Origin of the sequence: Arthrobacter sp. Soil763 (assembly GCF_001428365.1) — a bacterium.
In the GTDB taxonomy this organism is placed as follows: domain Bacteria; phylum Actinomycetota; class Actinomycetes; order Actinomycetales; family Micrococcaceae; genus Arthrobacter.
In genome coordinates this window covers 30,321-52,089 of record NZ_LMSH01000002.1, presented here as the reverse complement: position 1 = coordinate 52,089, position 21,769 = coordinate 30,321, and the positions used below count along the sequence as shown (strand labels likewise).

The window sequence follows — 21,769 nt, the reverse complement described above, 5'->3', positions numbered from 1 at the left end:
AGATCCGTCGTGTCCGACGCGTCCGTCCCCGCTGTGCCTGCCACAGCCCCCGCCCCCTCCCCTGCCGGCACCGGTCCGCGGGCGGAGGAAAAGCTGGCCTACCGGCTGTTCACCGGCCCCGATGACCGCGCTTTCTGCGAGCGCGTCTCGGCGGCCCTGGCCGAGGGCTACGTCCTGCACGGCAGCCCCTCCGCCACGTTCAACGGCCTGACCGTGATCGTCGCGCAGGCCGTGGTGCTGCCGGCGGCGATCGCCAGCGCCGACGCCGCCGTCGCCAGCGCGGTGGATGAGCTCGACGGCGGCGCTGAGGAGTTCGACGGCGAGGGCCACGCGTGAGCTACGCCGGGGACCTGAGCCCGCAGGAAGCCTGGGCCAAGCTCGGAGCCGGGGCCGTGCTGGTGGACGTCCGGACCGAGGCCGAATGGCAGCAGATCGGCGTCCCGGTCACCGCCGGAACCGGACGGGACCCGCTCCTCATCGAGTGGAACCTGGCCGGCGGCGTCCCCAACCCGCGGTTCCTCGACCAGCTCACGGCAGCTGTCGCCGGGGACGGCACCGAGCTGCTCTTCCTGTGCCGGTCCGGTGCGCGCTCGGCCGCCGCGGCGGCGGCCGCGACCACTGCGGGGTTCACGGCCTACAACGTGCTGGAAGGCTTCGAGGGCGAGCCCGGCCCGTCCGGGGCGAGGGACGTCAACGGCTGGAAGAACCGCGGCCTGCCCACCGACCAGGACAGCACCGCGTGAGTTTCAACCCCGACGCCCAGGACTGGAGCCCGGACACGCAGGCCGTCCGCGGCGGCCTCGACCGCACCGGGTTCCGCGAAACCACCGAACCGATCTTCCTGAACTCGGGCTTCGTCTACGAATCCGCCGCCGCGGCCGAGCGCGCCTTCACCGGCGAGGACGAGCGCTTCGTCTACTCCCGCTACGGCAACCCCTCGGTGGCCACGTTCCAGGAACGGCTCCGCCTGCTCGAGGGCACCGAGGCCTGCTTCGCGACGGCGTCGGGCATGTCGGCGGTGTTCACCGCGCTCGGCGCGCTGCTGGGCGCCGGCGACCGCGTGGTCGCGGCGCGGTCGCTGTTCGGGTCCTGCTTCGTGATCCTCAACGAGATCCTGCCGCGCTGGGGCGTGGAAACGGTCTTCGTGGACGGGCCGGACCTGGAGCAGTGGCGGTCTGCGCTGTCCGAGCCAACGACGGCGGTGTTCTTCGAGTCGCCGTCGAACCCGATGCAGGAGATTGTGGACATCGCCGCGGTCAGCGCGCTGGCCCACGACGCCGGCGCCACGGTCGTCGTGGACAACGTCTTCGCCACCCCGCTGCTGCAGCGCTGCGGGGAGCTCGGCGCGGACGTGGTTGTCTACTCCGGCACGAAGCATATCGATGGCCAGGGCCGGGTGCTAGGCGGCGCGATCCTGGGCACCCGCGAGTTCATCGAGGGGCCGGTCAAGCAGCTCATGCGCCACACCGGCCCGGCGCTGTCCGCCTTCAACGCGTGGGTGCTGAGCAAGGGCCTGGAAACGATGGCCCTGCGGGTGAACCACTCCTCCGCCTCGGCGCTGCGGCTGGCCGAATGGCTCCAGGAACAGCCGGCCGTCAACGGGGTCCGGTACCCGCTCCTGCCCTCCCACCCGCAGCACGAGCTGGCCGCCCGGCAGATGAAGGCCGGCGGCACCGTGCTGACCCTGGAACTCGCCCCCTCGGCCGGGCGCACCGCCAAGGAGGCGGCCTTCGCGCTGCTGGATGCGCTGCAGATCATCGACATCTCCAACAACCTCGGCGATTCGAAGTCCCTGATAACCCACCCCGCCACCACGACGCACCGCGCCATGGGGCCGGACGGGCGCGCCGCGATCGGGCTGAGTGACGGCGTCGTGCGGCTCTCGGTGGGGCTGGAGGATGTGGATGACCTGATCCGCGACCTGGGGCAGGCGCTCCGGCGGGTCTAGCCGCGCCGGACCGGCACCAGCACCGGCTCCGGTCCGGCGGCCGGTGCAGGCTCTTCCCCGCGCGTGGTCACACGCACGGCGTGGGCGACGACGGCGGCCGCCGCGGCGTCGTCGAACGGTGTGTCCAGGCCCGGGGCGTTGAGCGCCTGCCGCTGCAGCTGCGAGCCGGTGCCGTCGGCGAGGATCCGTTCGACGCCGTGCCGCACCAGCTCCAGCTCCCCCTGCTCCGCCAGGACCGGGGCCACGAAATCGACCAGGGCGTGCACCACCTCGCGGGCCGGGGCGGGCCGGAAGGTCCCGAAGTCCAGCAGCTCGCTCTGCAGCCCGCAGTTGCTGGCCTGCCAGGCGGCCATCTTCAGCAGCACGGTCGGCACCGGGGCCGGGTCGACGCCGTCGCGCCACTCCCGGCTGGCGGATTCCACCAGCGCACGCACCAGCACTGCGATCAGCGCCGCGTCTTCGGCGCGCAGGCACACGTCCGCGACCCGGACCTCCACCGTCGGGTGATGGCGGGCGAGCCGCGCGTCGAAGTACACCATGCCCTCGTCGAAGAGCACCCCGGTCTCCAGCAGCCGCGCCACCACACGCCGGTACACCGGGAGGCTGCCGAAGATCATGGCCGGGCCGGCCGCGGGCCACCGGTTCCATGCCTGGGTGCGGTAGCTTTCGAACCCCGTCTCCGAGCCGTTCCAGAACGGCGAATTGGCGCTGAGCGCGATCAGCACCGCCAGCTTGTCCCGGATCCGGTCCAGGACGGCGACGCCCTCCTCCGGGGACTCGATTAAGGTGTGGACGTGGAAGCCGCAGGTCAGTTGCTCCTGCACGGTCAGGCCGAAGCGTTTCTGCATCCTGGCGTACCGCGGGTTGGGCGTGGTGTGCGTGGGCGAGGCCAGCGGCGACGTGGCCAGGGCCGCGACCCGGGCGCCGTGGATCCGGGCGGCATGGTCCGCGAAGGCCCGGGACTGCCGGACCTGCCCGAGCAGGTCCGCGTGGTCCAGGCAGGGCCGGGTCTGGGTTTCGATCTGCTCCAGCTTGAGCTCGAAGCTGAAGCCGGAGTCGTCGTGGTCCGCGGCGTGCGCAGCTGCCGCGCCCGGCGTGAGCCCCCGCAGCAGGGCGTCGGCCAGGGCCAGCGGCGCCCCGCTGGCGGGGTCCACGATCAGCAGTTCCTCCTCGACACCAAAGGTGCGCATGGAACCATTGTGCGCCAGCACCCGCCCGGCCGCGCCAGCTGGGGCGGTTCAAACTGGTCAAACCGTCCAGACTGGCCGGGCCGTTCAGGCTGTTCAGTCTTGGAAGTACTCGATTTTTGCGCCGATGGTGTTCAGCCGCTCGGCCAGGTCCTCGTAGCCGCGCTCGATCACGTAGATGTTGCGCAGTTCGGAGACACCGCGGGCGGCCAGCATGGCCAGCAGCAGGCAGGCGGCCGGACGCAGGGCCGGCGGGCAGCCGACTTCGGCGGCGCGCCACCGGGTGGGTCCGTTGACGTAGATCCGGTGCGGGTCCAGCAGCTGCACCTGGGCGCCGAGCTTGTTTAGCTCCGTGAGGTAGATCGCCCGGTTCTCGTAGACCCAGTCATGGATCATCGTCTGGCCCTGGGCGTTGGCGGCGATCACCGCGAAGAACGGCAGGTTGTCGATGTTCAGGCCCGGGAACGGCATGGGGTGGATCTTGTCCTCCGGCGCCCGCAGCTCCGAGGGCCGGGTGGTGACGTCCACCAGCCGGGTGCGGCCGTTGCGGGCCACGTACTCTGCGGAGACCTCCAGCCGCTGGCCCATCTGTTCCAGCGTCGCCAGTTCGATTTCCATGAACTCGATCGGGACCCGGCGGATGGTCACCTCGGAGTTGGTCACGATCCCGGCGGTGATCAGGCTCATCGCCTCGATCGGGTCCTCGGACGGGAAGTACTCAATCTCGACGTCGACCGACGGGCGCCCGACGATCTTCAACGTCGTGGTGCCGACCCCCTCGATGTCCACGCCCAGCATCTGGAGGTAGAAACACAGGTCCTGGACCATGTAATTGGGGCTGGCGTTGCGGATGATGGTGGTGCCGCGGCGGTGGGCGGCGGCCATGATCGCGTTTTCGGTCACCGTGTCTCCGCGCTCGCTCAGCACGAAGGACCGGTCGTGGCCGTCCGCGGGCGGGGCCTGCACGCTGTAGAAGCCGGACTTTGCCTCAACGCTTAGCCCGAATTGGCGCAGCGCCTGCATGTGCGGTTCAACGGTCCGGGTGCCGAGGTCGCAGCCGCCCGCGTAGGGGAGGCGGTATTCGGCGGACTCATCGAGCAGCGGGCCCAGCAGCATGATCACGCTGCGGGTGCGGCGGGCGGCCTCAACGTCCATCGAGTCGAGGTCCAGCACGGCCGGACGGCGGATCTGCAGGTCGTTGGCGTTCAGCCAGGTGCATTCGACGCCGATGCTGGTCAGCACCTCGACGATCCGGTTGACCTCTTCGATCCGGGCCAGCCGGCGCAGCACCGTGGTGCCGCGGTTGATCAGGCTGGCGCAGAGCAGGGCGACGCCGGCATTTTTGCTGCTGTTGACGTCCACCGCACCGGAGAGGGTGCGTCCGCCCTCCACGCGCAGGTGCGTCATCTGCGGCCGGCCGACTTTGACGATGGCCCGGCCGAAGATCGTTTCCAGCCGCTGGATCATTTTCAGGCTCAGGTTCTGCTTGCCCTGTTCCATCCGGGCGATGGCGCTTTGGCTGGTGCCCAGTTCCGCGGCGAGCCGGCCCTGGGTCCAGCCCTTTTCGCCGCGGGCGTTCCGCAGGACGGCGCCAACGTGTTCAGCAGTCTGTTGAGTCATACCTCCATCAATATCACGGATGAGCTACGCGGCCGCGCAAAAGCCGCGAAGGTGCAGTCAAGCTCACAAGATATCCGTCTGGTGCGATATTCTGCCCGCGCCCGTGGCCGGACCGGTCCCGGAAGGCCCGGCGGTTACTGCTGGCCGAGGAGCACAATGTTCCACGTGCCGGCGCCGAGCGCAGCGGCCACCGCGGCGGCCGGAATCAGGATCCCACCCAGGAGCACCCAGGCATCCAGCCGGCTGAACGTGGCCTGCCGGGCCCAGGTTCGCCGTGCACCGCCGAAGCCGCGGGCCTCCATGGTCACCGCCAGCCGGGACGCCCGGCGGACGGCCTGGACCAGCAGCCCGAAGCTCTGTCCCAGGGTGGCTTTCAGCCGCTGCACCGGGTTGCCGTGCGAGCCGACGCCGCGGGCCCGCCGCGCCATGCCGATGGTCTGCCATTCCTCGGCCATCAGCCCCACCAGGCGCATGGCCGCGAGGGTGCCGAGGACGAAGCGGTGCGGCAGTTTCGCCTGCTGGGCGAGAGCATCGGCCAGGTCGGTCGGGTCGGTGCAGCTCATCAGGAGCACGGCGGGCAGCGCGATCGCCAGGCCGCGCAGCAGGAACCCCAGCCCGAGCTGCAGCGAGCCCTCGCTGATGGACCAGATGCCGGCGTCGAGCAGGATCCGTCCGTGGTCCGGGGCCAGGATCGCGGTGCTCCAGCCTCCCACGGCCGCGGCGAGGATCAGCGGCCAACCGCGCTGCCAGAGCAGGGCGACGGTCAGGCCGGCGAGCGGGAACAGCAGCAGTTCGAAGGCCAGCGCCACGGAGGCGGACACCCAGTCGATGGACAGCGCCAGCGCGATGGTGATCAGCACGACGCCGATGAACTTGGCCAGCGGGTTGGCGCGGGTGAGCAGCGCCCGGTTCCCGCCCAGGGTCAGGGCCTGCCTCATGGCGCCGCCACCCCCGGCGCCATCCGGCCCGGCAGCTCCGGCTGCGGGGCGCCCAGCCGCAGCTCGCGGCCGCCCAGGACCTGGCTGAATTCCGCGTCGTGGGTCACCGAAACGACGGCGGTCCCGGCGTCGAGCAGTTCCGAGAGGAACGAGGCGAGCTCCGCCCAGGTGTTGGCGTCCTGGCCGAAGGTCGGCTCGTCCAGGACCAGCACCTGCGGATGCGCGGCCAGCACAGTGGCGACAGAGAGCCGGCGTTTTTCGCCTCCGGAGAGGGTGTAGGGGTTCGCGTCCACGAGGTCGCGCAGCCGCAGCCGCTCCAGCAGTTCGTCCACGCGCTCCTCGCCGCGGCCCAGCTGGCGGGGCCCGAACATCAGTTCATCCAGCACCCGGCCGGTGACGAACTGGTGTTCCGGTTCCTGGAAGACCGTGCCGATCCGGGCGATCAGCTGCTGGGCTTTCCAGGTGTACGGGTCGATGCCCGCGCCCCGGCTCAGCTCGGTCGCGGCGGACACGGTTCCGGCGGCCGGGGGCAGCAGACCCGCCAGGGTCAGCGCAAAGGTTGATTTGCCGGAGCCGTTGGGCCCGGTGACAGTGAGGGCTTCGCCGGCCCGGACCTGGGCGGTAATCCCGGCCTGCACCGGGGCCGGCGGGATCCTGCCGAACCCCTTGAGCAGGCCGGCCCGGCGGGGGCGTTCGCGGGAGACGGACAGTTTTTCCGCGGCGAGCAGCAGCCCGCCGGCCGCGGGGTCCGCCGGGGTGTCCCCGGTGCCCTGTCCGGGGGCGCCCTGTCCGTCGGCGCCCCCGGCGGCACGTGCCCGCGTCGCCGGGACGTGGCCCGGCACCCAGACGCCTGCCGCGATGAGCATGTCCCGCGCCTGCTCCAGGACCCGGTCCGGCGGACCGTCCAGCAGCACGGCGGACTCCGTGGCGGACCCGGGCTGCAGCACCACGATGCGGTCGACCAGGTCCTTCCAGACGGCCACCCGGTGCTCGACCACCACCAGCGTCGCCCCGGTCTTGTCCAGGCAGCGCCCGACGGCGTCGCGCACCTCCAGGACCCCGGCGGGGTCAAGGTTCGCGGTGGGCTCGTCCAGCAGCAGCAGCCCGGGCCGCATCGCCAGGATCCCGGCGAGCGCCAGCCGCTGCTTTTGCCCGCCGGAGAGCGCCGACGTCGGGTGCTCCAGCGGGAGGCCCGCCAGGCCGACGTCGTCCAGCGCTTCCGCGACCCGGCGCCAGATCTCCGCCGGGGCGACGGCGAGGTTTTCGGCGCCGAACGCGACGTCGTCGCCCAGCCGCGAGAGCACCACCTGGGTTTCCGGGTCCTGCTGCATCAGCCCCGCCCGGCCGCGCTGCGCCCGGGGCGCGGCGCCGTCGATCAGCAGCGCGCCGGTCTCGTCGGCGTCGGCGTCATCCCCCGCCCCCGGGGCGCCGCTGTCGCCGAGCACGCCGGCCAGGGCGTGCAGCAGGGTGGACTTGCCCGCGCCGGAGGGGCCCAGCAGCAAGACCCGCTCGCCGGGGCTGATCTCCAGGTCCAGGCCGCTCACTGCGGGCCGGGACCGGCCGGCGTGCCGCCAGCCCCAGCCACGGGCACTGATGGCCGCGGGCCGGACCTCAGGTGTTGTCATCCGTGCGCGGGGGTTAGGAGAATACCGGTTCCGACGCCGCCCTGCGCGAGGCGAAGGAGGCCAGCACCCCGGTCTTGGCCAGCCCGCGGGTGGCCAGCCAGGACAGGCCGCCGGCGATCACGGCGCCGGAAATGGCGCAGAAGATGATGTAGGCCAGCTTGTCCCCGGTCTCGTAGGCGATGTTCCAGCCCCACGGCAGGAAGGAGTCGTTCAGGCCGCAGAATAGCCCGGCGCCGGCGCCGGCCAGCAGCGACACGGGCAGGTTGAACCGCTTGTACAGGAAGGCCGCGAACACGAGTTCGGCTCCGAGTCCCTGGACGAAGCCGGAGAAGAGCACCGAGGCGCCGTACTGCGACCCCATGATCAGCTCTCCCGTGGCGGCGACGGTCTCGCAGAACAGCGCCGCGCCGGGTTTGCGGATGATGAGCATGCCCAGGGCCGCCGGGATCATCCAGCCGCCCGCGTACAGGCCGGTCAGCGGGGGGTAGACCGCGTTGAGCGGCACGGACACCAGGTTCGAGCCCTGGGACCAGGCCCAGAAGATCACGCCGCCGGCCACGGCGATCAGCGCGGCCACCACAATGTCGACCACACGCCAGTGGGTCCTGCCGGTGGTAAGTGTCTGCTGTGCAGAAATATCAGTCATGCCATCCTCCTGAGGTACAGGAGGGGAGGGCTTCCGGCGTCGCCGCGGCTTCCGCCACGGGCGCCGGGCACCCTGAGAACTCGACTCCCTTGCGCCGGTACTAACCGGATCAGGTTCGAGGGTCTGCGGCTGTCCGCACTCTCAGCGCCCACCCGCGGTTCCCGGACTGCTTCCGGTGCCCGACGGCGGCGCTCCCCTGTCGTATCAAATATCGCCCGTTGTGGGCTGGCCCAGTTTACACCCGGCAGGGCACGCGCGGAGCACCTGGTGCAGATGGTCCAAGTCATTGTTTAGCCCTTGGTTTTGTAGCACTGCAGCAAGGTTCGTGTGGCTGTCCAGCTATCTCCGCTCGGCCTCCGGCGCGCGGGTTCGGCGCCCAGGCTTGAAAACTAAGCATGCTTGCTATTAGGTTGGTGTCAGCTCCTCCGCCTGTCCCCCATCAGGAGGAGGAAGCTTGAAAACGCCCCGCTGTCCCCCCAATACTGCGGGGCTTTTCGCTATCCGAAGTCAGGTAGCAGGACCGAACGGCAAAAGGAGAGTGCAATGCCTCAGGCAGACATTGAAACGTACTACGAAGACGGCCAATGGAAGAACAAGCGCAAGGGCACTAATCGGGCGTTCGGCGCCGGCTACAGGACCAAAGAGGATGCGGTAGTGGCGGGCCGGGAAGCCGCCCGGGCCGGCAAGGTCGAGCACGTCATCAAGAACCAGGACGGCCAGATCGCTTCCAAGAACAGCTACGGCAACGATCCGCGAAACGTCCCGGGCTGACTCCGACGTGAGTCGCCAGCCGCGGCAATGGAACTCCTGAGGGAGGGTCTGGGCGGCCGGCCCTCCCTCAAGCGGAAGGGTCAGTACCTCTACCGGACACCCGGGGGATGCCCGGTCCCGCCCTCCTGCTCGGTCGCCCCGATGATGGTGAAGCTTCCGACTACGGTGTTGCAGGGCGGACCAAACGCTGAAGTCCACGGTCTCACAACCCTAGTGTTTCGAGGCGCAGAGGTTTCAAGACACTTAAACTCGATGGGACCAGGGGTGAGCAAAGGCACGATACAAAGGGGCGAAGCAGGATCTCTCAGTCCTCGTAAGCGGAAGCCTAGAACCGTTCCATTTTGAGATCGCTTCTCTGCGCGCTTGGACTACGGGGATGGGTTCGGTCCGCGGCAAGGTGAGCTCAGATAGGCGCAGCTTGTACGCGGGTGGAGCCTTCTCTTTCGCAATCGATCTCTTCCAGCGCTACGCGCAACTGCTGCTTTGCCCGTGATAACCGTGAGCGGGCTGTCGACGCGTTGATGCCCAGAACGGCTGCTGCCTCGTGAGACGCCAAGCCATCCCAGTAGGTGAGTCGGACGAGCTCGGCATCCTCGTCCGGCAGTCGATCGAGTGCGTCCCGCAGCTCGATCGCCGTGTCATCCCATGTGGGCCCGTTCAAGAGCCGCATGTCGTTCACCAGCCGCTCCACCGCCGCAGAACGACGTGCCAACGTGCGACGGGAATCCCGCAATACGTTATGCGCGGTAACGAACAGCCACATCCGCCCCTGAGTCGGGTCAGTCGGCACTCTTCGGCGTAACTTCCAGGCGGTGAGCAACAACTCACCGAGCGCCTCCGCTGCATCGGAGTCGTTTAGAAGGCGTCGCTGGAAGTAGCGCAGCAGGTCCTCTGCATTGTGTCGGACGAGTTCGTCGATCGACGTCGCCGCCTCCCGTCCGCTGGTCACCGGCAACCCTGCGCCATGCTGAATAGCATCACGGAATCTTTCTCGTCCGAGAGCAGACCACGGTCCTTCAGCTCGGCAAACAGGAGGTCCGCAGCTGTGCGGCGCATTGCGTCCTGTGCGATCTCTTCCGGAGTGTGGTGCACGACTCCTGGGGTACCGTCGCTGTACGGGCGGCCATTTTCCGACTCAAGCTCCACCGTCCACTTCGAGGTGTCAAGTGCGTCGAGGTCGAGCCCTGCGAGGATCTCACGGGCGGCGATAACAACCGGTGCGTCGTCGGTGACTCCGTCTGGCTTCACTTGGAGCCCGGTGAAACAGGTCTGACCGTTAGGTCCAGGGAACTGGTGCACGTTGTCGGCTGTCCAACCCCAGGGCGTGTTCAGGCCATTGCCTGCGACAGCGACCGTCCCGCCTCCGACAATCACGACCGAAGCCGCCACGCCCACTGCCCATTTGTGCAGCCTACGCCCACGTCGTGCGCCCGCTTCTTGCAAGATGCGTGTGCTGTGCTCGGCCAGCCCCAGCGGACTGGATACGTGCGGTGCCGCCGCACGGATTCGTGTTTCGAGATCGAAGTCATTCATTACGGTGTCGCCTTCCTGAGAGAAGCTTTACCAGTACATGGCCGCAAACCGCACGACTGTCCACCGCTGGCCCGAATTTCTCCAGGCCAGAGCTGGCCTGCGTCACGCCATCGCACAACCCTAGGGATTCGAGGCACTGAGGTTATGAGACACAGGGAATCCAGATGCGGCGACCCCTTCAGGTATCCGTAAGGGGATCCTTGAAGGGGCACTTTCTCGGGCGGGTCTAACGCAACAGGTAACGAGTGTTTAGTCGTGGTTTTCATTTTCGGGAGCCGTCTGCATGAAATGTCAGGTGACGGTCCCTCCTGGCTTCTCTGGTTCTTCAGATGGAACCGGAAACGCATTCGCCCACCGGGTGGCCGCGACCCGCAGGATTGTTATCGGCCGGTTGCTTCAGCCATAGCGGGTGAGTCGAGCTGGTGCTGAAGAATCGATCCGATAGGATCGGCGGCGAAAGAGTCGGCGGGGTGCCCGGCGATCCGCCCAGTCCTGCAACGGACTCAGTCCGGGAAACAGAAGGGGCATCTCCCTATGATTGCGCTGCTACTCGCTGCGGCTTCGGCCCTGATTCTGTCGTTGAGCGGCACACCGGTGCTCGCTCGCTACCTGGTCAAGAAGAACTACGGCCAGTTCATCCGCGACGATGGCCCCACCTCCCACCACACCAAGCGTGGCACTCCCACCATGGGTGGGGCGTGGATCATTGGGTCGGTGGTGATCGCCTACTTCGCAACGCACGGCATCATGACGATCCTTGGTGAATCGACGGGCCCAACAGCCTCGGGACTGCTGCTGCTCATGGTCTCCGTCGGCATGGGCCTCGTGGGCTTCTTCGATGACTACATCAAGGTCTCCAAGCAGCGCAGCCTTGGCCTCACTGCGCCGGCAAAGATCGTCGGCCAGACAGCTGTCGGGGTGACATTCGCCGTCCTCGCTCTCAACTTCCCCAATGAGAACGGACGCACTCCAGCCTCCACCGCAGTTTCATTCGTTAGGGACACGTCCTTCGATTTAGCCTTCGCCGGGCCGGTGATCGGGGCAATCCTCTTCATCCTGTGGTCCATCCTGATCCTCACCGCGGCAACCAACGGCGTGAACATCACCGACGGGCTGGATGGCCTGGCCGCGGGGGCGTCGACCTTTGTCTTCGGCGCTTACATGCTGATGAGCATTTGGCAGTTCAACCAACGATGCGCTGATCCCAGTGTCCCGACCAATATTTGCTACCAAGTGCGGGATCCACTCGACCTTGCCCTGATCGCGGCTGCGCTGTGCGGCTCCCTCGTCGGATTCCTCTGGTGGAACACCACACCGGCGAAGATCATCATGGGTGATACCGGATCACTCGCCCTCGGGGGCGCAATCGCAGGGTTCGCGATTCTGTCCCGCACCCAGCTGCTTCTAGTCATCATGGCCGGTCTGTTCGTGATGATCACCCTGTCCGTCATCATCCAGGTGAGCTTCTTCAAACTCTCCGGCGGCAAGCGCGTCTTCCTCATGACGCCGCTGCATCACCACTTTGAATTGAAGGGCTGGGAACAGGTCACGGTGGTGGCCCGCTTCTGGATCATTGCGGGCCTTTTCGTCGCCGTCGCCCTTGGCATCTTCTACGCCGAATGGGTTGTACTCCTGTAACAGCCTCATCCCGGCGAGTCGGAATCGCCAGACTCACGGATGGCAGCCACTCGAGCGCGGCGCTAGTTACACGAACATGTGGGCACCGTAGACTTCGGACGATGATCGACGAATCCGCAAAAGCACACCTTCACGAGCGACACCGGGATGCCCGTGAACAGTTTGTGAAGAAGCTCGAGGGTCTGAGTGAGTACGACGTGCGCCGGCCCATGAGCCGAACGGGCACAAACCTTCTCGGCTTGGTGAAACACCTGACGCTTTACGAGGCAGCCTACTTCGGGCATGTGTTCGGTCGTCCGTATCCAGAGCAGCCCGTCCCCACGCTCGACGGAGGCTTTCGGAATCGCGACTTCATGTGGGTAACAGAGCATGAGTCCCGTGGCGACGTTATGGCCGCGTACCAGCGGGCATGCTTGCACGCCGATGGCACGATCGAGTCGCTGCCCATTGACGCGGCCGGACACGTGTCATGGTGGCGTTCAGACGTCTCACTCTTCACCGTGCTGGTGCATATGCTCCTCGAAACCTCACAACATTTAGGACATGCAGACATCATTCGCGAAGCCATAGATGGAGCTGTGGGAGCGAATGCGGCGCGGCCGAACACGACCGAGGAAGCCGACTGGGCAACCCACCGGGCGATGATCGAAGTTGCGGCCCGCCACGCGGCGAAGATCGTGCCTTGAGGCGACGGGAAACCGCTTGTTTCGATGAAAGGTTTACTGGTGCAGTTCGAGCGCAAGAGAGCGCGGGACAGCCCGCGGGAATTCAAAAGTCGGTCACATAACCCGCCCGCCCCTCGTTGTCACCCCTTGTGCCACCCCGGCTCTACGACCGCCCGCGAATTTCGGTCGATTCGACGCTCAAACAGTCAGCCTGGACCGCCCGTAAGCCGGTCGTCGAAAGCTCAGCCAGGCAGCGATTCTTCCTTCGGCGCCGTTGCTAGCCTCTAAAGGCACGTTTACCCCGCACGATGAAATGCACGGTGAAGGTGCCCTAACCGCTACACACTGCGGCGTCTCGAAACCCATGGGATACGAGATGTCTCGCCGGACCCCGCCGAGGGCACGACAGGGGCGGCAACACATCAGCTGATTCTCGGGTAACTTTCCGACTTCGGCGATTCTCATAACTACGTCTCGAAACCATCTGGCTGATTCGGCGTTTCCACCGTTAGTTATGAGACACCCCGAGAGCAGGCCCGGCGAAACTCGTCGGCTACGCGCGCGTTCCAATACGTCAGCAATCAACCGACCGGCCGCAGGCCGATCTTATGCCATTCGCCGTCCGACTCGATGATCTCTACATCGACCACGGGTCTCTGGCGCCCGGTCCTCGCGGCCTCAGTTCGACCGGTCGCTGGGGGCCCTGGTCGAGGGCGACGCTCTCATCATCACAACGCCGGACCGGCTCGGGCGTCACCGACTCTCAGCCAACGGCGGCAAACCGGACTGAACCTGACTGGCCGGCCTCGACGGATCACGGCCAGTCAGATTCGCAGCGCAGTGCGATTGTTCTCAGGGGCGCAACTGCTGTTCAGGTTGCCCGCGATCTCGGAATGTCCGCGGCGACGTTCTACCGACGCTCTCATGCACTGACGCCTAGAGAGACACCACCGCCGCCCCACCCCGAGCGAAGCGCTGCACCAGGGCGGCGTGGTTGCTAGAGTCGGCGTACATCATGCGCTCCCCGACGGAGGTTGAAGCCTTGCTCGAAACCCCAGCGCCCCAAACCCCCGCGCCCGCCGCGGACTACGACCCGGACTCGGCCGACCCGCAACCCCACGGCTCACTGGCCGCGCTGATCGGACGCATCCTGGCCGAAATCGAGGACCTGCAGTTCCAGTCCTTCAGCAAGGACGACGCCCTGGACCTGGGCCTGCGCCTGGTGGAGCTGGGCCGGCAGCGGTCCCACCCGATCGCCATCGACATCACCAAGGGTGAGCAGGTCCTGTTCCACGCCGCACTGGAGGGGGCCACCCCTGATAACGAGCGCTGGATCCGGGCCAAGCACCGCACCGCGGTGCGGTATGAGGTTCCCTCCCTGCTGGTGGGTCTCCGGGCGCGGGCGGCCGGGCGCCGGATCGAGGACGATCCGTGGTTCGATCCGCAGGAGTTCGCCGCGCACGGCGGTTCCTTCCCCATCTACCTGCGCGGCACCGGGATGATCGGGGCGGTCACGGTGTCGGGGCTGCCGCAGAAGGCCGACCACGAGCTGGTGGTCGAAGCCCTGGCCGAGATCCTGGGCCGTCCGGGCCTTCCGGGCAGCTAAGCCTGCCGGGCCGCTAAGGGCGGCGGCCCGGGTCCTTTCCCAGCCGCAGCAACGCAATCCCTGCCCACACGAACCACACCCACAGCAGCACCCCGTAGGCCCAGTAGAAACCGGGAGCGGCATGGCGCAGGGCTTCCGCGGCCACTCCGAGGGCGCCGGTGGCGATGCCGACCCAGGCCAGGGCCCGCGGCAGCACCCCCTTGAGCATCACGACGGAGATCAGCAGGATCCCCAGCGCGGACAGCATCCCGGCTGCGGCGGGGGTGTTGTTCTCGGCGATGACCGCCTCGGCAGCCGTTGCGTACCGCAGCCGCTCGCCGTCGTCGGCCGCGGCGGCGTAGCGGTCGCTGAGGTACACCAGCACCGTGGAACCGCGGCTGGTGACCGGGATAGCGAGGACCAGCCCCCAGGAGAGGGCCCCGATGACCGTCGCCAGCAGGGCCAGGCCCCGGTCCAGCGGGGCGAGGGCGACGAAGAGCGCGACGAAGACGAGCACGGGCAGGATATTCGGCAGCGTCCAGAGCAGCTGCTCGGCGGTGTAGCTTTCCTTGTGCCGGGCGATGAATTCCAGCGTCTCGGCGCCGCCGTGGACCGGCGGCGGCGCGAGGAAGTCCAGGACCAGGGCCAGCACCAGCAGTGCGACGAAGAGCACCGCGCCCAGGCCGGCCCAGAAGTACAGCCGCCGCCAGTCGTTCCGCGCGGCAGCGGGAGCCTGCGGCGGAGCGGGCGGGGAGACGGCAGGGTCGGTCATGCTCGACGGTACGTCCCCGCTCGGGCGGCGCAGCAGGGGCGTTCGGCCCGCCTGCCTCCGGCGCCTGCGCCGTGCCGGAGCCGGCGATGACGCTAGGCTAGGGGAAGCCCTGTTTCCTCCCGCAAGGAGTACGACGCATGAACATCATGATCAAGTTGCTAGGCACCGGAATCAGCCTTGTCGCCGGTTTCGTCGGCACCAAGGTGGTCGACACCGTTTGGGAAAAGACCACCGGCAACAAGCCGCCGAAGGGCCACGACGACGACGTCCCCACCACGCTGCGCCAGGCCCTGACGTTCGCCTTGATCTCGGCCTCGGTCAGCGCCGTCATCCAGGTCCTCGCGAACCGCGGCACGCAGCGCGCCATCACCCGCTTCGCCAAGACCCAGGACCTGGTCTAGGGCGCATCCTCTAAGGCGCGTCGGGCTGAGGCCGCAGCGGGCTACTTGTCGTCGGTGAACCCGTGTTCGCCGGCGGCCTGCTGGACGACGGCTTCGAGCTCGTCGGCGCTGAGCAGTTCCGGGTGCAGGTGCTTGGTGCGGTACCCGGCCCGGCCCACCATGTGCGCGGAGACCGGGACCGTGAGCAGCTGGAAGATCCAGGCGACCACGAGCACCGGCCACACCCACCAGGTGCGCAGCTGCAGTCCCACCGCGCACAGCAGCAGGAACAGGCCCAGCACCTGCGGCTTGGTCGCTGCGTGCATCCGGCTCATCAGGTCGGGGAACCGCAGCAGGCCGATCGCCGCGCCGAGGGACATCAGCGCCCCCACCACCATGAACACGGCGGAAACGGCGTCGATCACGGCGTCTACGGACATCTGGTCAGGATTCATCGGGCTGCTTCCTTCGGTCTGCCACGAAGCGGGCCACGGTCACGGAGCCGACGAACCCGATGATCGAAATGGACACCAGCAGCATGAGGTTGTTCAGGTGCCGGTTGACGGCCATGTCGATGCACAGGGCCGCGCCGAGGATGGCCAGCAGCACGTCCGAGGCCAGCACCCGGTCCAGCAGTGACGGCCCCCGCGCGATCCGGATGATCGCCCCGCCGGCGGCGAGGGAGAGGACGACGGCGGTGATGGTCAGGACCAGCGGCATCATGCGCCGACCTCCTGGTTCAGTGCGGACAGCTCGGCCTTGGTGCCCATGATCCGGATCAGCCCGGCCTCGGTCTCCCGGACTTCCTTGCGGAGTTTGTCGGCGTCGTCGGCGTCCCGGACGTTGATGCCGTGGATGTAGAGCGTGGACGTGGACCGGTCCACTTCCACCACCACGGACCCGGGGATCAGCGAGATGACATGGCCGGTGGCGGTGACCAGCAGGTCTGAACGGCTGCGGAGCGGCACGGCGACGACGGCGCTGATCACCCGCGGCCCGCGGACCACGGCCAGGAACAGGACCTGGAAGCTGGCCGCGACCACCTTGGCCAGGAAGCCCAGGGCGAACGGGATCGCGCGCAGGACGTTGAACCGGCCGCCGAGCTCCACCGGGGGCAGGTACAGCAGCCGGGCCACGACGACGGCGATCAGGGCGCCGAAGAGCAGGTTCCCGGGGCTGAAGTCCTGCCAGAGGGCGCCCCAGACGATGACGAGCCAGACCAGCAGGGGCAGCTCCTGGCGCAGCGAAACACGTTGGCGGGTCATCGTCCCTCCCCCTGCGGCGCGGGTTGGGCGAACGCCGGGACCGGGGCATCGTCGCCCAGGACGGAGTGGATGTAGGCGGTCCGGTCCAGCATCTCCCCCGCCGATTGCCCGGCAACCCGGAACAGCGGCCCGGCGAAGACCGTCAGCGCGACGCCGAACAGGACCAGGCCTAGGGTCGATCCGACCATGGTGCGTGGCAGCAGGGTCGTCTTCTGCTGTCCTGCCCGGTCGCCGGCGTCCTTGCCGCCGGGGACGGCGAGCAGCACCGGGTCGGGGTGTTCGGCGTCCTCGGGCTTGCGCCAGAAGGCACGGTTCCAGACGCGGGCGATGGCCAGCAGGGTCAGGAGGCTGGTCAGCACTCCTCCGGCGACAAGCGCATACGCCAGCGGGGTGCCGAGCTGCACGCCGGCCTGCAGTAGCCCGAGCTTGCCCAGGAAGCCGGACAGCGGCGGGATGCCGGCCAGGTTCATGGCCGGGATGAAGAACAGGACGGCCAGCAGCGGCGAGAGCTTCGCCAGCCCGGCGACCCGGTCCACCGAGGAGCTTCCGGCGCGCCGTTCGATCAGGCCGGTGACCAGGAAGAGGCTGGTCTGGATGGTGATGTGGTGCGCCACGTAGAAGACCGCGGCGCCAAGGCCCGCGACCGAGGACATCGCCAGGCCGAACACCATGTAGCCGATGTGGCTGATCAGGGTGAAGGAGAGCAGTCGTTTGATGTCGCTCTGGGCCAGCGCGCCCAGGATGCCCACCACCATGGTCAGCAGCGCCGCGACCATCAGGGGCGTGTTGAAGGTGTCCCCGGGGAAGAGCAGGGTCTCGGTGCGGACCATCGCGTAGACGCCCACCTTGGTCAGCAGGCCGGCGAACACCGCGGTGACCGGGGCCGGGGCCGTCGGGTAGGAGTCGGGAAGCCAGAAACTCAGCGGGAAGACGGCCGCCTTGATGCCGAAGGCCACCAGCAGCAGCACGTGCAGCAGGTTCCGGGTGCCCTGGTCCAGTTCGGCCAGCTTGATCGCGAGGTCTGCCATGTTGATGGTGCCGGTGGCGCCGTAGATCATGGCGATCGCGATCAGGAACAGGACGGAAGACACCACGGACACGACGACGTAGGTGACGCCGGCGCGGATTCGCGGGCCGGTTCCGCCGAGGGTCATCAGCACGTAGCTGGCCGTCAGCAGGATCTCGAACCCGACGTACAGGTTGAACAGGTCGCCGGAGAGGAAGGCGTTGGAAACGCCCGCGACCAGGATCAGGTAGGTGGGGTGGAAGATCGACACGGGAGCATCGCTGTCCCCGTCGGCCATGCCCTGGCCGGTGGCGTACACCAGCACGGCGAGGCTGACGGCGGAGGACACCACCAGCATGAGCGAGGAGAACTGGTCGACCACCAGCACGATGCCCCACGGCGGCAGCCAGCCGCCGATGTTCACCGCGGACGTGCCGCCGTTCCAGACGGAGGCGAGCAGCAGGCACTCGAGCAGCAGGGTCAGGGAGAGCAGCGCGATGCTGACGGTCCGCTGGGCCCGGGGCTGCCGGATCAGCAGGAAGGTCAGGGCGGCACCCAGGATGGGAAGGACGACGGCGAGCGGGGCAAGGCTTGCGATGTTCACTTCTGCCCTCCTTCCGGGTCGGGGTCGACGGTGCGGGAGCCGGGCTGTTCCTCGGCGGCCGCCTCCGCGGCGGGCATGTGGCGGGCTCCGGCCCGCACGGTCTCCTCCGGGCCCCCGCCGTCCGCGGTATCGGCCGGGCCGGCCGCCACGAGCGGGAATTCGGAGGTCTCCACCGGGATGACGGCGTCGTCCTCGGCGTCGAAGCTGGGGGTCTCGGCCACGCGGCGGTCCTCGGCGTCGTCCTGGATCTCGTCCTGCCTTGCCAGCACCCAGGTGCGGTAGATGATGCCCAGCATGAAGGCGGTCACGGCGAAGGAGATGACGATCGAGGTCAGGATCAAAGCCTGCGGCAACGGGTCGTTGTAGTCCCGGGGGTCGGTGGCCTTGTCGAACAGCGGGGCCAGGCCCGCGTAGCCGCCGGTGGCGAGGATCAGCAGGTTGGTGGCATTGGCCAGCAGCATCAGGCCGAGCAGGACGCGGGTGAGGCTGCGTTCCAGAAGCAGGTAGATGCCGCAGGCGTACAGGGCTCCCATCACCGTCAGCAGGGTCAGATTGACGCTCATGCGTTCCCCCCGGTGGTGGATTCGGCAGGCCGGTCCGCGGCGCCGGCAGGGCCGTCGCCGGGTTCTTCGGGCAGTTCCTGGCCCTCGGCCCCGGACTCCGGCTGGTTTTCGAAGTGTTCGTCGATTTCGGCACCGAGGCTGCGCAGCACATCCAGGGCGAGGCCGACGACAACGATGTAGACGCCGATGTCGAAGATGGTGGAGGTGACGAACTTGATGTCGCCGAAGACCGGCAGCCAGAGTTCGATCACGGCGGTCTGGAACACCTGGCCGCCCAGCAGCAGCGGCGCCACCCCGGAGGCCGCGGCCGTCGCGAGGCCGATGCCCAGCAGTGCACCGGCGCCGACCGGCGTCGCCTCACGCAGTTCGAAGCGGCCGCCGGCGAGGTACCGGATGGTCAGGGCCAGGCCGGCCATGAGGCCGCCGGCGAAGCCCCCGCCGGGAAGGTTGTGCCCCGCCAGCAGCAGGTAGATGGAGAAGACAATCATGGAGTGGAAGACCAGCCGCGTGACGACCTCGAAGATGATCGAGCGGCGTTCCGGGGCCAGCGTCCGGCCGGCGACCAGCCACGCGTCCCGGGTCGCCGCCGCGAAGCGGCGGCTCATGGCCAACGCCGCGTTGTCGCGGGTGTTGGCGGTCCGGCCGGGGCGGCGGCCGACGCTGCCCTCGGCGACGTCGGCGGAGGGCCCGATCTGGTCGCCGCGGCCGCGGACAAAGATCAGGCTGGCGACGCCGGTGGCCGCAAGCGCCAGCACCGAGATCTCGCCGAAGGTGTCCCAGGCCCGGATATCCACGAGTGTCACGTTGACGACGTTCAACCCGCCGCCGCCCTCGTAGGCCAGGCGCGGGAACTCCAGCGACACCGGCGTCGCCACCCGCGAGCCCATCGCATAGATCGCGACAAAGACCATGGTGAGGCCGAACGCGGCGCCGATGATCACCCGGATCACCCGGTATTTTCCGCCGGTGCGGTCCCGCAGCTCGGCCGGAAGGCTGCGCATCGCGAGGACGAAGGCCACCAGGATGATCGTCTCCACCAGCATCTGCGTCAGGGCCAGGTCCGGGGCGCCCTGCAGCGCGAACATCAGGGCGATGCCGTAGCCGGTAACGGACACCATCAGCACGGCCAGGAAGCGTTTGTTGGCCCGCACGGCGGCCAGCGCGCCGATCACGATCCCGGCGCCGACGACGAGCTGCAGCGGCGAGCCCGGGTCCACGAAGTAGAGGCCGCCGGGCAGCGGCTTGTCCGCCAGCACGAGGGCGGTCAGCGGCAGCACGAAGGCGACGGTCAGGATGACGGCCAGGTAGAAGAACAGCGAACCGCGCTGGGTCCGTCCGGTGATCCAGACGGCGGCGTCATCGAGCGCGCCGATCGTGAGCTGGTAGCTGCGGTCGGCGTCGAACCAGGCCGGGACCAGGGACTGCGCCCGCGCGACGGCGTTGCGCCCGTAGAACATGGCCAGGCCGAGGGCGAACGTGACGGCGGTCAGGCCCAGCGCCGGGGTGATCCCGTGCCACAGCGCCAGGTGGCCGGCGCCGTCGCCACCGTCGAACAATGCCGCGTAGGGCTGGATCCAGGCGTCCACCGGGACCGGCCACAGGCCGTAAACGATCGTCAGCAGGCTCAGCAGCGCCGGGGCGGCCAGGAACGCCGGCTTGATCGCTTTGAACGGCGTGGGCTCGACGCCCGGTTTGAGCGCGAAGGCGCCCCACATGAACCGGGCGCTGTAGGCGAAGGTCAGGATGGACCCGAGCACCAGGCCGGCCAGTGCCGCCAGCCCCCACGGCCCGGTCTCCGCGTGGTGGACGAACGCCTCGAAGACCGATTCCTTCGCTACGAAGCCGGCCAGCGGCGGCACGCCGGCCATGGAGGCGGCGCCGATCGCTGCCACCACCCCGAGGGCCCGGGAGGACCGGTAGACGCCGGAGAGCTTGCGGACGTCGCGGGTCCCGGCCTGGTGGTCGATGATGCCGACCACCAGGAACAGTGTGGCCTTGAACAAACCGTGGGCCAGCAGCAGGGCGAGGCCGGCCAGGGCGGCGTCGGGTTGGCCGAGTCCGACCACCATGGTCAGGAAGCCCAGCTGGCTGACCGTGCCGTAGGCGAGGATGAGCTTGATGTCGGTCTGCCGCAGGGCGCGGTAGCCGCCGACCAGCATGGTGGCCAGGCCCAGGCCCAGCACCACCGGGAGCCAGAACGTGGTCTCGGCGAACCCGGGGGCCAGCCGCGCCACCAGGTAGATGCCCGCCTTGACCATGGCCGCGGCATGCAGGTAGGCGCTGACCGGCGTCGGGGCCGCCATGGCCCCCGGGAGCCAGAAGTGGAACGGGACCAGCGCGGATTTCGTCACGGCACCGGCGAGGATGAGGACGACGGCGACCGCCACCGCCTCGGCCGCGGGCCCGTCCACCAGTTCCGGTGCGGCCGCCAGGAGGGCGGAAATCCGGTACGTCCCGGCTGCCGAGCCCAGCATGATCAGCCCCACCAGCATGGCCAGGCCGCCGGCCGTGGTGACGACCAGGGCCTGCAGCGCGGAGCGCCGGGCCGAGAGCCTGGTCCGGGCGTAGCCGATCAGCAGGTACGACAGGACGGTGGTCAGTTCCCAGAAGATGAACATCAGCAGCAGGTCATCGGCCGTGACCAGGCCGAACATGGCCCCGGCGAACGCCAGCAACTGGGCGCCGAAGCCGCCGAGGTAGCTGTCCTTGGATTTGAAGTAGCGCGCGCAGTACACCAGCACCAGCGCACCGACGCCGAGGACCAGCAGCGACATGACCCAGGCCAGGGCGTCCATCCTGAAGGCCAGCTCCAGCCCCAGGTCCGGAATCCACGGCAGCACCGCTCCGGTGGACCCGGCGTCCGAATACACAGCCCCGTGCTGCAGCGCCAGCCAGATGAACGACCCTGCGGGCACGGCGGCCAGCACGTAGAACGCGTTCCGGCCCAGCCTGCGGAAGAGGAACGGCGCCACAGCGGCCACCGCGAAGTGCACGGCAAGGACTGTGATCACTGGTATCTCCGC

Annotated in this window: 23 protein-coding genes and 1 riboswitch; of the genes, 9 read left to right on the top strand and 14 right to left on the bottom strand. The window is 68.4% G+C overall.

Annotated elements, in window-relative coordinates; all coding sequences use genetic code 11:
• The first annotated feature begins 33 nt into the window (after positions 1–33).
• The 3 genes from ASG71_RS03795 to ASG71_RS03785 are packed head-to-tail and all read left to right on the top strand — an operon-like array spanning position 34 to position 1,948.
• Positions 34–336 (top strand): DUF1737 domain-containing protein, encoded by a 303-nt coding sequence (locus ASG71_RS03795; protein WP_056738474.1) that lies wholly within the window; start codon positions 34–36, stop codon positions 334–336.
• Positions 333–743, top strand: coding sequence for a rhodanese-like domain-containing protein (locus tag ASG71_RS03790; protein WP_056737335.1), 411 nt, complete (start codon positions 333–335; stop codon positions 741–743). The genes ASG71_RS03795 and ASG71_RS03790 overlap by 4 nt, the downstream gene beginning before the upstream one ends.
• Positions 740–1,948, top strand: a complete 1,209-nt coding sequence (locus tag ASG71_RS03785; RefSeq protein ID WP_056737332.1) for an O-succinylhomoserine sulfhydrylase — start codon at positions 740–742, stop codon at positions 1,946–1,948. Before ASG71_RS03790 ends, ASG71_RS03785 begins: the two co-directional genes overlap by 4 nt.
• Here the strand turns inward: ASG71_RS03785 and ASG71_RS03780 are convergent.
• From ASG71_RS03780 to ASG71_RS03760, 5 genes are all read right to left on the bottom strand, one after another.
• Positions 1,945–3,138, bottom strand: a complete 1,194-nt coding sequence (locus ASG71_RS03780) for a glutamate--cysteine ligase (protein WP_056738472.1) — start codon at positions 3,136–3,138, stop codon at positions 1,945–1,947. The genes ASG71_RS03785 and ASG71_RS03780 overlap by 4 nt on opposite strands.
• A 93-nt stretch (positions 3,139–3,231) precedes the next feature.
• Entirely contained in the window at positions 3,232–4,755 is a 1,524-nt protein-coding gene (locus tag ASG71_RS03775) for a UDP-N-acetylglucosamine 1-carboxyvinyltransferase (RefSeq protein WP_056737330.1), read from the bottom strand.
• A 134-nt stretch (positions 4,756–4,889) separates the two neighbouring features.
• On the bottom strand, positions 4,890–5,693 hold the full coding sequence (locus ASG71_RS03770) for an energy-coupling factor transporter transmembrane component T family protein (protein WP_056737328.1): 804 nt from the start codon (positions 5,691–5,693) through the stop codon (positions 4,890–4,892).
• Positions 5,690–7,318: an ABC transporter ATP-binding protein gene (locus ASG71_RS03765; RefSeq protein WP_056737326.1), complete on the bottom strand. Its 1,629-nt coding sequence runs from the start codon at positions 7,316–7,318 to the stop codon at positions 5,690–5,692. The genes ASG71_RS03770 and ASG71_RS03765 overlap by 4 nt, the downstream gene beginning before the upstream one ends.
• Positions 7,319–7,331: 13 nt before the next feature.
• Complete coding sequence (locus tag ASG71_RS03760) at positions 7,332–7,964, bottom strand: ECF transporter S component (protein WP_056737323.1); 633 nt, start codon at positions 7,962–7,964, stop codon at positions 7,332–7,334.
• A 68-nt stretch (positions 7,965–8,032) separates the two neighbouring features.
• Positions 8,033–8,172, bottom strand: a riboswitch (TPP riboswitch).
• Positions 8,173–8,507: 335 nt separating this feature from the next.
• Between ASG71_RS03760 and ASG71_RS03755 the strand changes: the two genes are divergently transcribed.
• Positions 8,508–8,735, top strand: coding sequence for a DUF2188 domain-containing protein (locus ASG71_RS03755; protein WP_056737321.1), 228 nt, complete (start codon positions 8,508–8,510; stop codon positions 8,733–8,735).
• Positions 8,736–9,138: 403 nt separating this feature from the next.
• On the opposite strand, the gene ASG71_RS03750 is transcribed toward ASG71_RS03755, so the two are convergent.
• Both ASG71_RS03750 and ASG71_RS16535 read right to left on the bottom strand, forming a co-directional pair.
• Positions 9,139–9,684, bottom strand: coding sequence for an RNA polymerase sigma factor (locus ASG71_RS03750; protein ID WP_056737319.1), 546 nt, complete (start codon positions 9,682–9,684; stop codon positions 9,139–9,141).
• On the bottom strand, positions 9,681–10,268 hold the full coding sequence (locus ASG71_RS16535; protein ID WP_157366202.1) for a hypothetical protein: 588 nt from the start codon (positions 10,266–10,268) through the stop codon (positions 9,681–9,683). The genes ASG71_RS03750 and ASG71_RS16535 overlap by 4 nt, the downstream gene beginning before the upstream one ends.
• 534 nt (positions 10,269–10,802) lie before the next feature.
• Here ASG71_RS16535 and mraY point away from each other — a divergent pair.
• The 4 genes from mraY (at position 10,803) to ASG71_RS03730 (ending at position 14,177) form a co-directional block, all read left to right on the top strand.
• Positions 10,803–11,906 (top strand): phospho-N-acetylmuramoyl-pentapeptide-transferase, encoded by a 1,104-nt coding sequence (gene mraY / locus ASG71_RS03740; RefSeq protein WP_056737315.1) that lies wholly within the window; start codon positions 10,803–10,805, stop codon positions 11,904–11,906.
• Positions 11,907–12,007: 101 nt separating this feature from the next.
• Positions 12,008–12,592, top strand: coding sequence for a DinB family protein (locus ASG71_RS03735; RefSeq protein WP_056737313.1), 585 nt, complete (start codon positions 12,008–12,010; stop codon positions 12,590–12,592).
• A gap of 673 nt (positions 12,593–13,265) precedes the next feature.
• Positions 13,266–13,361: a hypothetical protein gene (locus ASG71_RS16865; protein WP_235563967.1), complete on the top strand. Its 96-nt coding sequence runs from the start codon at positions 13,266–13,268 to the stop codon at positions 13,359–13,361.
• 252 nt (positions 13,362–13,613) lie between these two features.
• On the top strand, positions 13,614–14,177 hold the full coding sequence (locus ASG71_RS03730) for a heme-degrading domain-containing protein (protein WP_235563917.1): 564 nt from the start codon (positions 13,614–13,616) through the stop codon (positions 14,175–14,177).
• 13 nt (positions 14,178–14,190) lie between these two features.
• Here ASG71_RS03730 and ASG71_RS03725 read toward each other — a convergent pair whose 3' ends face one another.
• On the bottom strand, positions 14,191–14,928 hold the full coding sequence (locus ASG71_RS03725) for a DUF4386 family protein (protein WP_056737311.1): 738 nt from the start codon (positions 14,926–14,928) through the stop codon (positions 14,191–14,193).
• 137 nt (positions 14,929–15,065) lie between these two features.
• On the opposite strand from ASG71_RS03725, the gene ASG71_RS03720 reads away from it, so the two are divergent.
• Positions 15,066–15,329: a DUF4235 domain-containing protein gene (locus ASG71_RS03720; RefSeq protein ID WP_056737309.1), complete on the top strand. Its 264-nt coding sequence runs from the start codon at positions 15,066–15,068 to the stop codon at positions 15,327–15,329.
• 41 nt (positions 15,330–15,370) lie between these two features.
• Here ASG71_RS03720 and mnhG read toward each other — a convergent pair whose 3' ends face one another.
• The 6 genes from mnhG to ASG71_RS03690 are packed head-to-tail and all read right to left on the bottom strand — an operon-like array spanning position 15,371 to position 21,757.
• The gene (gene mnhG / locus ASG71_RS03715) at positions 15,371–15,763 is read right to left on the bottom strand and encodes a monovalent cation/H(+) antiporter subunit G (RefSeq protein ID WP_056737307.1); all 393 of its coding nucleotides are present in this window, start codon (positions 15,761–15,763) and stop codon (positions 15,371–15,373) included.
• Positions 15,753–16,031, bottom strand: a complete 279-nt coding sequence (locus tag ASG71_RS03710) for a monovalent cation/H+ antiporter complex subunit F (protein ID WP_056737305.1) — start codon at positions 16,029–16,031, stop codon at positions 15,753–15,755. Before ASG71_RS03710 ends, mnhG begins: the two co-directional genes overlap by 11 nt.
• A complete protein-coding gene (locus tag ASG71_RS03705) occupies positions 16,028–16,573 on the bottom strand; it encodes a Na+/H+ antiporter subunit E (protein WP_056737303.1) in 546 nt (181 codons plus the stop codon). Before ASG71_RS03705 ends, ASG71_RS03710 begins: the two co-directional genes overlap by 4 nt.
• Positions 16,570–18,183 (bottom strand): Na+/H+ antiporter subunit D, encoded by a 1,614-nt coding sequence (locus tag ASG71_RS03700; RefSeq protein ID WP_056737301.1) that lies wholly within the window; start codon positions 18,181–18,183, stop codon positions 16,570–16,572. The genes ASG71_RS03705 and ASG71_RS03700 overlap by 4 nt, the downstream gene beginning before the upstream one ends.
• Positions 18,180–18,746: a Na(+)/H(+) antiporter subunit C gene (locus ASG71_RS03695; RefSeq protein ID WP_056737299.1), complete on the bottom strand. Its 567-nt coding sequence runs from the start codon at positions 18,744–18,746 to the stop codon at positions 18,180–18,182. Before ASG71_RS03695 ends, ASG71_RS03700 begins: the two co-directional genes overlap by 4 nt.
• Positions 18,743–21,757 (bottom strand): Na+/H+ antiporter subunit A, encoded by a 3,015-nt coding sequence (locus ASG71_RS03690; protein ID WP_056737297.1) that lies wholly within the window; start codon positions 21,755–21,757, stop codon positions 18,743–18,745. Before ASG71_RS03690 ends, ASG71_RS03695 begins: the two co-directional genes overlap by 4 nt.
• Positions 21,758–21,769 lie beyond the last annotated feature (12 nt).

Bases quoted from the DNA above. Each gene is read 5' to 3' on its own strand.
- ASG71_RS03770 (WP_056737328.1), bottom strand. From the start codon at position 5,693: ATGAGGCAGGCCCTGACCCTGGGCGGGAACCGGGCGCTGCTCACCCGC.
- ASG71_RS03725 (WP_056737311.1), bottom strand. From the start codon at position 14,928: ATGACCGACCCTGCCGTCTCCCCGCCCGCTCCGCCGCAGGCTCCCGCT.
- ASG71_RS03765 (WP_056737326.1), bottom strand. From the start codon at position 7,318: ATGACAACACCTGAGGTCCGGCCCGCGGCCATCAGTGCCCGTGGCTGG.
- ASG71_RS03775 (WP_056737330.1), bottom strand. From the start codon at position 4,755: ATGACTCAACAGACTGCTGAACACGTTGGCGCCGTCCTGCGGAACGCC.
- mnhG (WP_056737307.1), bottom strand. From the start codon at position 15,763: ATGAATCCTGACCAGATGTCCGTAGACGCCGTGATCGACGCCGTTTCC.
- ASG71_RS03710 (WP_056737305.1), bottom strand. From the start codon at position 16,031: ATGATGCCGCTGGTCCTGACCATCACCGCCGTCGTCCTCTCCCTCGCC.
- ASG71_RS03755 (WP_056737321.1), top strand. From the start codon at position 8,508: ATGCCTCAGGCAGACATTGAAACGTACTACGAAGACGGCCAATGGAAG.
- ASG71_RS03780 (WP_056738472.1), bottom strand. From the start codon at position 3,138: ATGCGCACCTTTGGTGTCGAGGAGGAACTGCTGATCGTGGACCCCGCC.
- ASG71_RS03735 (WP_056737313.1), top strand. From the start codon at position 12,008: ATGATCGACGAATCCGCAAAAGCACACCTTCACGAGCGACACCGGGAT.
- ASG71_RS03720 (WP_056737309.1), top strand. From the start codon at position 15,066: ATGAACATCATGATCAAGTTGCTAGGCACCGGAATCAGCCTTGTCGCC.
- ASG71_RS03695 (WP_056737299.1), bottom strand. From the start codon at position 18,746: ATGAGCGTCAATCTGACCCTGCTGACGGTGATGGGAGCCCTGTACGCC.
- ASG71_RS16535 (WP_157366202.1), bottom strand. From the start codon at position 10,268: ATGAATGACTTCGATCTCGAAACACGAATCCGTGCGGCGGCACCGCAC.
- mraY (WP_056737315.1), top strand. From the start codon at position 10,803: ATGATTGCGCTGCTACTCGCTGCGGCTTCGGCCCTGATTCTGTCGTTG.
- ASG71_RS03760 (WP_056737323.1), bottom strand. From the start codon at position 7,964: ATGACTGATATTTCTGCACAGCAGACACTTACCACCGGCAGGACCCAC.
- ASG71_RS03705 (WP_056737303.1), bottom strand. From the start codon at position 16,573: ATGACCCGCCAACGTGTTTCGCTGCGCCAGGAGCTGCCCCTGCTGGTC.